This window comes from Lawsonia intracellularis PHE/MN1-00 (genome assembly GCF_000055945.1).
GTDB classification, from domain to species: domain Bacteria; phylum Desulfobacterota; class Desulfovibrionia; order Desulfovibrionales; family Desulfovibrionaceae; genus Bilophila; species Bilophila intracellularis.
In genome coordinates this window covers 304,278-317,053 of record NC_008011.1, presented here as the reverse complement: position 1 = coordinate 317,053, position 12,776 = coordinate 304,278, and the positions used below count along the sequence as shown (strand labels likewise).

14 protein-coding genes are annotated in these 12,776 nt (G+C 31.7%); 9 read left to right on the top strand and 5 right to left on the bottom strand.

Annotated elements, in window-relative coordinates; genetic code table 11:
* Nucleotides 1-24: 24 nt before the first annotated feature.
* Nucleotides 25-816: an HD domain-containing protein gene (locus LI_RS01425; RefSeq protein WP_011526338.1), complete on the top strand. Its 792-nt coding sequence runs from the start codon at nucleotides 25-27 to the stop codon at nucleotides 814-816.
* Nucleotides 817-892: 76 nt separating this feature from the next.
* Nucleotides 893-1,363 (top strand): hypothetical protein, encoded by a 471-nt coding sequence (locus LI_RS01420; protein WP_223604101.1) that lies wholly within the window; start codon nucleotides 893-895, stop codon nucleotides 1,361-1,363.
* Between the two features lie 2 nt (nucleotides 1,364-1,365).
* Here the strand turns inward: LI_RS01420 and LI_RS01415 are convergent, their stop codons facing one another.
* Nucleotides 1,366-2,493 carry a DUF3179 domain-containing protein gene (locus LI_RS01415; RefSeq protein ID WP_011526336.1) on the bottom strand — a complete coding sequence of 376 codons (1,128 nt, stop codon included), beginning with the start codon at nucleotides 2,491-2,493 and terminating at the stop codon, nucleotides 1,366-1,368.
* A gap of 221 nt (nucleotides 2,494-2,714) precedes the next feature.
* On the opposite strand from LI_RS01415, the gene LI_RS01410 reads away from it, so the two are divergent.
* From LI_RS01410 to LI_RS01390, 5 genes are all read left to right on the top strand, one after another.
* A complete protein-coding gene (locus LI_RS01410; RefSeq protein WP_011526335.1) occupies nucleotides 2,715-3,329 on the top strand; it encodes a hypothetical protein in 615 nt (204 codons plus the stop codon).
* 12 nt (nucleotides 3,330-3,341) lie between these two features.
* Entirely contained in the window at nucleotides 3,342-3,863 is a 522-nt protein-coding gene (locus LI_RS01405) for a hypothetical protein (protein ID WP_011526334.1), read from the top strand.
* Between the two features lie 154 nt (nucleotides 3,864-4,017).
* Complete coding sequence (locus tag LI_RS01400) at nucleotides 4,018-5,022, top strand: ABC transporter permease (RefSeq protein ID WP_011526333.1); 1,005 nt, start codon at nucleotides 4,018-4,020, stop codon at nucleotides 5,020-5,022.
* Nucleotides 5,019-5,849 (top strand): ABC transporter permease, encoded by an 831-nt coding sequence (locus tag LI_RS01395; protein ID WP_015353709.1) that lies wholly within the window; start codon nucleotides 5,019-5,021, stop codon nucleotides 5,847-5,849. The genes LI_RS01400 and LI_RS01395 overlap by 4 nt, the downstream gene beginning before the upstream one ends.
* A gap of 54 nt (nucleotides 5,850-5,903) precedes the next feature.
* On the top strand, nucleotides 5,904-7,487 hold the full coding sequence (locus LI_RS01390; RefSeq protein ID WP_011526331.1) for an AAA family ATPase: 1,584 nt from the start codon (nucleotides 5,904-5,906) through the stop codon (nucleotides 7,485-7,487).
* A 47-nt stretch (nucleotides 7,488-7,534) separates the two neighbouring features.
* Here LI_RS01390 and LI_RS01385 read toward each other — a convergent pair whose 3' ends face one another.
* Both LI_RS01385 and LI_RS01380 read right to left on the bottom strand, forming a co-directional pair.
* Nucleotides 7,535-8,224, bottom strand: a complete 690-nt coding sequence (locus tag LI_RS01385) for an AMIN domain-containing protein (RefSeq protein ID WP_015353708.1) — start codon at nucleotides 8,222-8,224, stop codon at nucleotides 7,535-7,537.
* Nucleotides 8,225-8,259: 35 nt separating this feature from the next.
* Entirely contained in the window at nucleotides 8,260-9,027 is a 768-nt protein-coding gene (locus tag LI_RS01380; protein WP_011526329.1) for a tetratricopeptide repeat protein, read from the bottom strand.
* Between the two features lie 244 nt (nucleotides 9,028-9,271).
* Here LI_RS01380 and hypA point away from each other — a divergent pair, with 244 nt between their 5' ends.
* Nucleotides 9,272-9,628, top strand: a complete 357-nt coding sequence (gene hypA / locus LI_RS01375) for a hydrogenase maturation nickel metallochaperone HypA (RefSeq protein ID WP_011526328.1) — start codon at nucleotides 9,272-9,274, stop codon at nucleotides 9,626-9,628.
* A gap of 10 nt (nucleotides 9,629-9,638) precedes the next feature.
* Nucleotides 9,639-10,319: a hydrogenase nickel incorporation protein HypB gene (hypB, locus tag LI_RS01370; RefSeq protein WP_011526327.1), complete on the top strand. Its 681-nt coding sequence runs from the start codon at nucleotides 9,639-9,641 to the stop codon at nucleotides 10,317-10,319.
* Between the two features lie 94 nt (nucleotides 10,320-10,413).
* Here the strand turns inward: hypB and nadE are convergent, their stop codons facing one another.
* Nucleotides 10,414-11,991 carry an NAD(+) synthase gene (gene nadE / locus LI_RS01365; protein WP_011526326.1) on the bottom strand — a complete coding sequence of 526 codons (1,578 nt, stop codon included), beginning with the start codon at nucleotides 11,989-11,991 and terminating at the stop codon, nucleotides 10,414-10,416.
* Nucleotides 11,992-12,768 carry a 4-hydroxy-tetrahydrodipicolinate reductase gene (gene dapB / locus LI_RS01360; protein ID WP_011526325.1) on the bottom strand — a complete coding sequence of 259 codons (777 nt, stop codon included), beginning with the start codon at nucleotides 12,766-12,768 and terminating at the stop codon, nucleotides 11,992-11,994. It lies immediately after the preceding gene.
* Between the last annotated feature and the right edge of the window lie 8 nt (nucleotides 12,769-12,776).

Sequence of the window (12,776 nt, the reverse complement as noted above, 5' to 3'; positions counted from 1 at the left end):
AATTGGATTTTTTTAATATACATTATGGATACAAGAAAGATTACAGTGCATAATCTAGATATTGCATCTCATAAAGCCTATTTTGAATCCTTTGTTAACCAATACATAACAGTAGACTCACATTATTTACTTAAACTAAAGTACGAGCATACTCAGCATGTATTAGATAATGTAAAAATGATTCTTCAATATGAAGAGTTTTCTAATATAGTGAGTAGGGGAGCTTTATTAGCGGCTCTTTATCATGATATAGGGAGATTTCCTCAGTTTATCAAGTGGAGAACATTTAATGATTGGGAGTCTATAAATCATGCAACATTAAGTGTTCAACTTTTAAAAAAGTATGGATTTCTTGAAGAAGAAATAAAAATTATACAAAAAGTATGTTTATCAGCTATGGTACTACATAATCGTAAATTATTACCTAAACAGTTAGATAACAAAATTCAGCTAACTGCTACAATTTTAAGGGATGCTGATAAGTTAGATATCTTGCGTGTTGTTTCATCACACATGGATGGTACATCACAAAAAAAAGAAGTAACCCTTTTTTTAAAAGATGAACCTTTAAAGTGGAACCATAAGGTAATGCAAGATATTTTGGAAGGAAGAACACCAAGTTATTTAGATCTTATATATCTCAATGATTTTAAAATGGTTATACTTTCTTGGATAAGAGAGTTAACATTTCCTATTACAAAAAGACTATTTGCATCTTCAAGTAGCATCTCTGTATTATTAGACACGCTTCCTAACTGTAATACATTTCAGAATATTCGTAATTTATTTACAAAGATGATAGAAGAATCTCTATAACATGTTTACTTTTCAACAAATATTTCATTCATTCATATTTTCTCATATAATAGCATTAATTGATAGTAGTAGCGTTTTGATACCTACATCAAAGATTACTATTTTTGATCATACTAAATGGCATCTTTATGAAACTTCTACTCATTGTATCAAAAAATATAGGAAGATATCTTCTTTGATAAAGAATAATGACTCTATAGAGTTAAAGGAATATCAATCTATAAAGAGGAACCTTATACTATTTCTTTTTAGTTTTAGTCAGACAGCACCAGAAATTCACTCAGAACTTGTTGATACACTTAAAACATTTTCCTATGCAATACTTGTTGATTATCGTGTGCCTGAACGTAACTTAGATATTCCTTCTTTTGTTATAAACTATGGCCTATTTTTTTGTACTGCAAAGAAAGGTTTTTCTTTTTTTCAGACGTTTATAAAAAAGAATGCTATTGAAGGAATTATTTATACATATTCCCTCAATAGTATTCTTAGAAAGACAATTTGTGCTGGGTCTATAACTATCTTGTGTATCCAGAATATAAAGTAATGTTATTCTAGAAATAAAGCATTTTTTATAAGTGCTGAGCTAGGTACAACCGTTGATCCTGGTACAAGAAGAGACTCAGGATTAAAAGCATACCAAGAAAACCAAAATGCATTTATACCAAAGAACTCAGAGATAGAAGCATCTTTTAGTTTACCTTGTATAGCTATTCCATCATAGTTCCATATTGTATTTGTATCAATATCTACAAGAAGTCCTTGTGGATTTTGAGTAAACAATATTTGTTTATCCCAAACTTCACGGTTAAAGACTCTCACTATATCTAATCGAGAATCATATAAAGCAACTAATGCATATGGTCCAAAGTAGAAGTTAACAACTTTTTTCTCTTTAACATAAGCTTCATCAATAGCTAAGGGTAAGCCTTCAATTTCAATACCAAGTACCTTTGTTTTAGGATGAAGTTGATGTTTTTTATCTTGTTGAACTACTGGATATACAATACGTTCATCGTCATAATAGTTGCCATGGGTTACATATGAACCATATGGATCCCTACCATAGGGTTTATTTGTTCCTCTTGGTGTAGCTAGGACTAAGGCTGTTGGATACATCTCTTTGGCTTTATCCCATGTTGTCCACCAAGAAACAATATATCGTAATCCTTTTCCTTTAAGTGGACCGTCAAAGGCCATTCCTATCAGTTGACTCCATAGACTTCCTGTGTTTCTATCGATTAATACGCTTGTACTATTAAAAAGTTTTCCTTCAGTATCAAAAATAAGATTCATTCCTTCTATTGTTGACTCATATGCAGCCATTGAACCAGAAATAGGAGAGTAGGTTATGACATAACTTTTCCCATTGATATACTCGTTAACAACCTCATGCCATACCATAATTCTTTGAGGATAGATTCGTGGTTGTGAACCTGGAATGAATACTATAAATACAGGATCACGTCCTTCAAGAGTAAGGTTTGCATCATTTACTGATATATATTCAGGTTGAGTGATAGATGGAATATCACCATATTTTACAGGTGTCTCTGTAAGATTGTTTGCAATATACTGTAAATCTTTTTCTGTCCTTGGAATTGCAAGTGTACTCGTAACCATAGAAAATGTAAGAAGTATGGTTAGAATAACTGATAAAGAATAATGGTATCTCATTGTAAAGCCCTTCTTTAATAAAATCTTGTCTGAACACCTTGCAATTCTCTTGTCGGCATTATTGACAATTTATATTAGGGAATTTTTTTTTTTTTGTAAAAAAAGAGATATGAATAAAAGTTTACATAATATACATTATGGGACATTTAAAACTTATGCTTGCCAAATATTTTTTGGATGCGTAAGCATATTAACTAAATTATAATTATAGGTAGTACTAGATGGGATTTCTTCGTTCAAGTTGTAGTTTTACACGGTATAAAATAATAGAAAAGGTTTCTTCAGAACTATGGCAAAAAATTCCAGAAAAGCTTCAACAATATGCCTTTCAAGATATTGATGATACAAGTCAAGAGCGGTCTTGGGGTTGGACAAATTTTGATGATATGCTTGATGTAAATTGGAATATAAGCCATCCAGAAAAAGGAGAATATTTAGCCTTTGCTTTACGTTTAGAGACCCGTAGAATTCCACCAGCTGTTTTAAAAAAACACTTAGCTATAGCACTTCAAAAAGAAAAAAAGAATCTTCAACTCACAGGGAAAAAGTTTCTTTCTCAGGAAAGAAAGTCAGAGTTACATGAACAAGTACGGCTTCGTCTTTTTAAACATTTTTTACCTATCCCTGCTGTCTTTGATGTTGTATGGTCAACCACAACTAATATAGTATATCTTAGTTCTACTCATATAAAGTTGATTGATTTATTCACAACTTTTTTCACATTGACATTCGATTTACACTTAGAGTTACAGACACCATATAATTTGGCTGTATCATTACTTGATACTTCTTCTATTATTCAAATAGATACCCTTGAACCTACAAAATTTGTTTAGAGATATATAGATATGAGTGAACAATATCTTGGACAGGGAATAGATATTCTTCTAGGGCAAGAGTTTCTTACTTGGTTATGGTTTATAAGTGAAACAAAACCAATGGGTTTTAAGGATAGTAAAGGACAATTATTTACTTTTTCTATGGAACAAAGAGTTGTTGTTCAAGGTGGAGAAGGTGAATCGCTTGAAACAGCAACAGTTTTTGGTCCTTATTCTCCTTTAAGGGAAGCACGAATTGGATTACAAACAGGAAAAAAAGTTACACGTGCTCTACTACGTTTTGAAAAAGATGAACTTTCATGGCAATTGACACTTAAAGCTGAGAATTTTTCTTTTGGAAACTTTCAAACACCAAAAGTATCTTTAGATTCTGATGAGCCAGATGCTGTTTTTTTAGAAAAAATTTATCTTATAGAGACATGTCTCCATTTTATTGATATATGCTATAAAAATTTTCTTCATGTTCGTTTGTCTTCTGAATGGGAAATAGAAAAGAAAGAACTTATATCTTGGATTTTTAAGAGTGAATAAAAGACTACTATGAATTATTTAATAATTACTTTTTTACCAATACATTTACTATAGTACTTTTTATTGATTATAGTCTACTTCTGTATAAATAAAAACTAAACATTTTAAAATACATTAAAGTCAATAACGTGTCCTATGTAATGGGTTATATATGATGTATCAGTCTACAAAATCACTTATCTTATATTTTATAAAAAAAATACTATGGATACTAGTAGTCCTTTGGGGAATCACTATTGTTAGTTTTATTGTAATTCACTTAGCCCCAGGAAGTCCAACAGACTTACAAACAACATTAAATCCAATGGCTGGTGAAACTACTAAACAAAGGTTAGAGTCTCTTTATGGTATTAATAGACCAATATATGTTCAATACATAGATTGGTTATCAAGAATTATTCGATTTGATTTTGGAACATCAATGTCTGCTGATGCACGACCTGTTATTGTGAAGATTTTTGAACGTCTTCCTTTAACAGTATTTATGAATGTTCTATCATTAGCAATTTCATTAATGATAGCTATCCCTTTAGGTGTATTATCTGCATGGAAACAGGATAGTTTATTTGATAAGTTGATAACTATTCTTGTTTTTCTTGGTTTTGCTATGCCAGGTTTTTGGTTAGCCTTATTACTTATGTTGTGGTTTGGCCTTGATCTACAATGGTTCCCTATTTCTGGAATTACATCATTAGACTTTTCATATCTTTCTCTATGGGGAAAAATTAAAGATGTTGCCTCCCACTTAGTATTGCCAATAATTGTCATGACTGTAGGCAGCATAGCAGGTATTTCTCGCTTTATGAGAGCGTCTATGTTAGAAGTGTTACGTCAAGATTTTATTTTGACTGCAAAAGCTAAAGGACTTTCTACATGGAAAGTTATTTTTCGCCATGCATTAAGAAATGCCCTACTTCCTGTCATTACACTTCTTGGTCTTTCTGTTCCAGGACTCATTGGTGGTAGTGTCATTATTGAAAGTATTTTTGCTTTACCTGGACTTGGTCAACTTTTTTATACAGCTGTTATGGCAAGAGATTATCCATTAATCATGGGAAATCTTGTATTAGGAGCAATATTAACTCTTTTAGGTAATTTTTTGGCTGATGTTTGTTATGGCATAGCTGATCCTCGTATTCGTCAGGGAGCCATAAGATGACTTATATTATGAGGTTTGTTCAACAACATATAATTCTTCTAATAGGACTCATTATTGTTTTATTTATGGTTGTTATTGCTGTTTTTGCACCACTGCTAGCCCCATATGATCCAACAGAATTACATCTTAATGCAGTGCTTGAACCTCCATCTAATACGTTTCTTCTTGGAACAGATGCATTAGGAAGAGATGTACTTTCTCGATTATTATATGGAGCAAGAGCCTCTCTTGGAGTTGGATTCATTGCTGTAGGTATTGCTGTTGTCATTGGTGTATTTTTTGGATTAATTGCAGGTTACTTTGGTGGTATTACAGATGAAATTATAATGAGAGTAGTTGATACAATGCTTTGTTTCCCCTCATTTTTTCTTATTCTTGCTGTTATTGCATTTCTTGAACCAAGTTTAACAAATATTATGATTATTATTGGCCTTACATCCTGGATGGGAGTAGCAAGGCTTGTAAGAGCAGAAACATTATCTTTAAGAGAAAGAGATTTTATTGCTGCTGCTAAGCTTTGTGGTGCAAGTACTACACGTATACTTCTTATCCATATTCTCCCAAATACACTTACTCCTGTTTTTATTTCAGCAACATTAGGTATTGCAGGAGCAATATTAGTAGAATCTTCTTTAAGTTTTTTAGGACTTGGGGTGCAACCTCCAGATCCTAGTTGGGGAAATATGTTAATGGAAGGTAAAGATACACTTGAAATAGCTCCTTGGCTTTCATTTTACCCTGGTTTAGCTATTTTAATAACTATCCTTGGGTATAACCTATTAGGTGAGGGGTTACGTGATACATTTGATCCACGGTTAGCACGTTAGTTGTAATTGTTTTTGAGTCAATATCCTTTCTTTATTTATTAGTGAGTAAAAAGAATGATGTTTGAGTATCTACGTATTCAAAATTTGGCTCTTATTGATGATATAGAACTGGAATTTTCCAGTGGTATGAATGTAATCACAGGAGAGACAGGTGCTGGTAAGAGTTTTATTTTAAAAGCAATTAATTTTCTTATGGGCGATAAGTTAAGAGTAGATATGGTTCGTCAAGGAAAAGAACGAGCTCAAATTGAAGCACTTTTTGTTCATCCAGAAAAAGGAGAGCTTATTCTTCGACGTGAACTTTCTGCTGCTACAGGAAGAAGTCGTTTTTATCTTAATGATAAACTGACGTCTCAAAACACTGTAAAAGAATTGCAGCCTAAATTGCTTACACATACAAGTCAACATGGTCAACAAAAATTACTTCAACCTTTGTATCAAGAAAAAATTATAGATGCTTGGGTTGAACATCCAGAACTTTTTCAGCAAAAAGATATATTAATTGAAGAAATTAAAACATTATTAAAAAAGAAGGAGAAGCTCATATATCGTTGTCAAGAGATTGAAGAACGACGTGATTTATTTGAATCGTATCTATACGATATCAACAAAGTAAAACCAATTCCTAATGAAGATGAACAATTAGAATTACTAAAAGAAGATATTCGTTCGATTGCAATTCTTCAAAAAAAACAATTGATGATTTTGCAACTTCTTCAGGGGGAAGAAGGAGGTTTGATTAATCATCTTTCTCTCATTGAGAAAAACTTAGAATGTTTTCTGTCTATTGATCAAAGCATCATGGATAGTCTCCCTACTATAATTGAATGTAGACAACAATTGAACGAGTTAGCACAAAAATTACAAAAACTTTCACTAGTTACATCAGAAAAAAATAAAAATATTGAAGAAATAGAAGCACGTTTATTTGAACTTTCACAACTTAAAAGAAAGCTCCATCGAAGTTTACCAGAAATTTTTTCTTTTAAAGAAGAGATTGAGGATAAGTTATCTTTTTTAGATAGTTGTGTACTAGACTTACGCCAGATTGAAAAACAATATACTATATTGATCAAAAAACTTCAAGTAATACTTGAGAAAATTTATGAATTACGAAAGAAAGCTGCTAATAAGTTTTGTCATGCATTAAAAGCACAGTTAATTGACTTAGGTTTTTCGGACTATCTTAATGTGATAATAGACTTTATACCATATGAATTATTTTCTGGATGTGTTGAACATAAGGCCCAAATATTATGGGCACCAAATCCTGGTCAACCTCCTCAGCTTCTTGAACGAATTGCTTCAGGAGGAGAATTATCACGATTTTTACTTGCAGTTGTTTCAATACAGTCAAGTGAAGATGAAGGTATGCTTATTTTTGATGAAATTGATGCAGGTATTGGTGGTCATACTCTTTTTAAAGTCGCAGATAAATTAGTAAGTCTTGCTGATAAAAAGCAATTATTAGTTATTACACACTGGCCACAACTTGCGGTCAAGGCATCTCGTCATTTTTTAATTGTTAAAGATATAAATGAAAATATAACATTTACTCGTTGTAAGCAGCTTACAGATTTTGAAAAACAAGCCGAACTTTCTCGTATGGCTGGACTAAGTTTAAGCAAACTTGATTAACGAGCATATGGTTTAAATTTATTATAACTTATTGTCTAATATGCAATTTAATGAATTTGGATTTCAATTTTATTTGTATCTAATTGTTTAATTTCAGTTTTAGATGGTTTTTTTTGAAGATCAAAGACAAGTCGTGTATTTCCATTATTAGTACCTAAGCGTATTTTTTTTAACCAAGGATTTGTAGGTGGAATAGGTGGAAGGGAAATACCCCACTTTCCTTGAAGATCTAAAACAAACCTATCTGGATTTTTTAACATCATTGATTGAGCTTTGATGGCATCATCAGCAGTAATTCTAAAAGATATATCCTTACCAATAGACAATCTTGTTTGTGTTATAGCTTTTTCTCCTTTTTTAAGCTCTGATGGAGCTTCTGTTAACCAAATAAATTTACTTTCTTCTTCTTCTTCTGGAGTTGTTTGTTCATTTTTGTTAGTCAGTTGAAGATCTTCTTTTATGTTATTTTCTTGATGTGGAGTACCGGCTTGTATTGTATTTCTATTACTACTTGAGAGTAATGTATCTTTATCTCTATCTATGGATTTCTTATTATTTATATCAGATGTTGAAGAATTATCACAGTTAGAGCCTATTATTTTTGAAATAATTCCTGTAACCATTTGTCCATCTTCTTGATAGCTATTGGGAAAATCTTGTATGAACTCAAGTGCAGCTAAGCAAGCAAGAATAAGCATAATGATACCTACAGTAAAAAAAACAATCATACGAAACATGTTGTTAGCTCCTAACGCTAGGGTAACTCTTTATATCAAGAGTATTTTTTTTGGTCATGAATAAATCCAAGAAACTTTATTGCAACATTCAAATTAGGAGAAATAGAAAGTGCTCTTTCTAAGTGTTGTTCTGCTTCATTAAGGTTGCCTAATTCATAACAAATACGGGCTAAATTAAAGTGTGCATGAGCATCTTCAGGACTTAACTCTACTGCACGTTTAAAATGAAGTATAGCTAATTTAGGTAAACTATTTTTTCTTAAATTGACACCAAAGTCTGTAAACATATGCTTATGTTCTGGTACAATACCTTCTTGAACATTTGAAAGTCCTTCAAAGGTTTTTAATGGTGCTAGCTTATCACCAGAATTCCAACGTTCTAAAGCCGTAGTAAATTCAGAGCGAAGTTGAGTATCAATATGTTTTACTTGTTCACTCTGCTCTATTATCATATCTTTTTTAACGTTAAAGTTGTTTTTGGTTACCTGAGAGGTATTAAGCGTAGTTTTATATTGTTTGTGATATTTTGTTATAGTTTTTTCTGTGTTATTTTTACTTGATGGGTGTAGTGAAGTTATAGGTGCTGCTAGGATGTGAGGTTGATTTATAAAATTTTTTTTAAAAATTTCAAGAGGAAGAGTTTGTGGTTCAGCAATGGGTTGATAAGTATTATCTAATAATTGAACTAGATATCCATTGCTATCTTCCCATACAAACCAATAATGTTTTAAAGCCTTTTTTGTATTGGTAGCTGTCTTATTACTATAACTAGCATAGACTCCTAAAAAAGTACCCTTTGTCACATTACACCTAGTATTAAATTTGTTATATTTAGTATAGCTAATAAATAACTATAGTTACTTATAGAGAAAAGCCAAGAAATTTTTATATTAGAGTTGTTATCATAACAGTTATTTTTTACTAACTTATTAATAGATCAAAAAATTTGTTTTATATAATAAGTAGTATTTATAGAAGGATATAAGAAAAAGCAATGTATTTGTATTAAAAGTAGACGCCATTTATTTTTTTATATAACATAATTGTATGCATGAAATGTCATTAGTTACAGGTATACTTTCTATTATTCAGGAAGAAATGTCAAAGAATGGAGTCAATAAGCTTCAACGTGTAAAGGTTTGTTATGGTGAGCTTACAAATATTGTTCCTGACTCATTACAATTTGCTTTTAAAATTTTTACTGAAGGAACAAGTCTTGAAGGAGCAATACTAGAAATAGAAAAAATTCCTCTTATGCTTCGATGTTCAAACTGTTTGTCTCTATTTACCCCAGAAGATAAACAAAAGATTTTTTTTATTACATGTCCTTCTTGCAAAAAAGAGGTGGCATATAATGTTGAGACAGGTCGAGAATTTTATATTCAACATCTTGAAGTAGAATAGGAGTAAGTTAATGGAAATACCTGTGGTACGTAATGTTCTTGAAGTGAATAGTAAACTTGCAGCTATGTTAAAAAAGCAATTTGCAGAGCATAATATCTTAACTCTTAATATTATAAGTTCTCCTGGCGCTGGAAAGACGTCTTTACTTGAAAGAACTTTAAGTGATCTTTCATCTGAGTTTAGAATGGCTGTTATTGAAGGTGATTTACAGACAGATAATGATGCAAAAAGAGTTGCTGCTACTGGTGTAAAAGCTGTCCAAATTAATACAGATGGAGGGTGTCATTTAGATAGTAATATGATTATGGAAGCCCTTACATCTCTTAACCTTAATGAAATTGATATCTTATTTATTGAAAATGTAGGAAATCTTGTTTGTCCTGCGGAGTTTGATTGTGGAGAGGATGCTATTGTTGCCGTTCTTGGTGTAACTGAAGGAGATGATAAGCCAGAGAAATACCCTCTTTTATTCCATCGTGCAGGAGTATTAATTCTTAATAAGATAGATCTATTGCCTTATGTTAATTTTAGTATAGAGAAAGCTACACAACATGCACGTAAGTTAAATGAGCCTTTAGAGATCATTAGTCTTTCCTGCCGTACAGGAGAAGGGTTACAAGTATGGTATGATTGGTTAAGAGACAGCTTAAGAAAAAAAAGAAGTATTATTTCCAATAAAACAGAATCTTAGAATAGTAATGAAGTTTATTATTAAAAATAACAACAGCATTTTTATTAATAAAAATGCTGTTGTTATTTTTAAGATACATCATCATACTAGAGAACTATAATGGGAAATTACTAATAACAAGACTTGGTGGTCCTTGCATACGTTTAAAAGCATTTTTTTGTATAAGCCTTTTTATATCATTTAGTTTAGGATTGTTAAGAAGTTCTTGGTCTATATTAGTTGGATTTTTTGAGAGTAACATTTGAAGAATAAAGTCAAGTTCTTTATATGGTGGAAGACTATCTTGATCAAGTTGGCCTGGACGGAGTTCTGCAGATGGTGGCTTTGTTAATACACTAGTAGGAATAATGTCTTTTTGTTTTGATTGATTATACCATTGGGCTAAGTGGTAAACTTCAGTTTTATATAGATCTCCTATAGGAGCAAGACCACCACATGTATCTCCATATAATGTACAGTAGCCAACAGCTCGTTCAGATTTATTTCCTGTTGATAGAACCATCCATCCAAATTTATTAGAAATAGCCATAAGAAGTACCCCTCGAATTCTAGATTGAATGTTTTCTTCTGTAACATCTGGGGGATATCCTATAAAAAGTTCTGAAAGACTATGAGTAAAACTATCTATTAATGTATGAATGGGAAGCAAATATGTTTTTACATCTAAATTATTAGCTAACAGCTCTGCATCAGTTATACTTCCTTCGCTTGACCAAGGAGATGGCATTAATATACCATGTACACGATGTTCTCCCAATGCTTCTACCGCTAGGGCTGCTACAATTGAAGAATCTATACCACCAGAAAGTCCCAAAACAACATCTGAAAATCCATTTTTTTTCACATACTGTTGGATTCCATGGATAAGAGCTTCCCATAATAACTTATTAGAGTTAAAGGACATATCTTTTAAAGAAACAGATGAATGATTTTTTACAACTATGTAATTTTCTTGAAAAAGTAGAGATTGATTGTTTTTTGTTTCTTGAGAATTAATACATTGACTACCTCCTAAAAAAATATAGTTTTTGTCTTCACCTGCTTGGTTACAAAAATATAGAGGTTTATTTAGTTGGTCAGATATTGACGTTAGCTCATAAAAAAAATGAGGGATTTGCGAAGCAATAAATGGTTCTGAAGAAGGACAAAGTATAGCTTCTACTTTCTTTAATTGTTCGTTTTGATAGATTATTTTATTACATACATAATTGATTAGTGTTTTATATCCTGTAACTATAAGGAATAACTGTTTATTTATACTAGTAAAACAGAATCCATTATTATTATTATTATTAATTAGAATATACTCTTCTTTTTTTATAGAAGGATAAAATTGAGTAAAAGGCTTTTTGCATAGTGTATGGATTTGTCCATTCTGTATAAGAAAAGTGGTATTATATATATTAGTAGGTGTTGTTTCAATACTTCCTACAATAATCGATGGTCCACCATTACACTCTTTTGCTATCTGCTGAAGAGAATTGATACAGGTAGAAATTATTGTTGGTATTTCATGCAGGTCTGGATGGCCACAGAGACTGAGTTCAGGAGTGATACATACTGTAGCTCCATCTTTTTTTGCTTTACTTACTTGTTGCAGAATATTTTGTGTATTTGCTATAATATCTCCTGTTATAGTATGTAATTGTAATAGAGCTATATTTGTATTCATTTATATGATATCCATCATGGTATAAAGCCTTCCTGCTTTTTGTTTTATGATCCACTCTGCAGCTTTTAATGCGCCCTGTGCAAAGTTTTTTCGAGAATCTGCTTGATGTGTTATTTCAATACGTTCACCTGGTCCAATAAAGTATATTGTATGAACTCCTACAACATCTCCTCCTCGGATTGTTTGTATACCAATTTGCTCTTGAGGTCGTTCACCTACAATACCTTCTCTATTATAGCAAGCTACTTTTTCAAGGTCCCAATGGCGAGAAGTACTTAATGTTTCTGCTATTCTCATTGCAGTACCACTTGGTGCATCTTTTTTCTTATTATGGTGTACTTCTACTATCTCTATATTATATTCATTTCCTAAGATTTGTGCCATTTGAGGTAAAGTTTTAAGTAGTACATTAATGCCAATGCTCATATTAGGAGACCAAAAGATTCGGGATGTTTTTGCTAATGTTTCAAGTGTATCAAATTGTTCTAGTGTAAATCCTGTGGTCCCTATTATAATAGGATTACCATATTTTTGAGCAACTTGAGCCATAGATATAGATGTTTCTGGTGTGGTAAAATCAATGACAACTGCTTGAGGATACCTTGAAAAAATTTTATCAGGTTCACTATCACTAGCTATATTATATGATGCTAAAGATGTTAGACGAGTAGGACGATCTATTACAGCATCAATAATAATACCTTGCTCCTGTGCAACTTGAATAATTGTTTTTCCCATACGACCAGAAGCGCCAATAACAATGATAGAAAGATCCATTGTGTTCT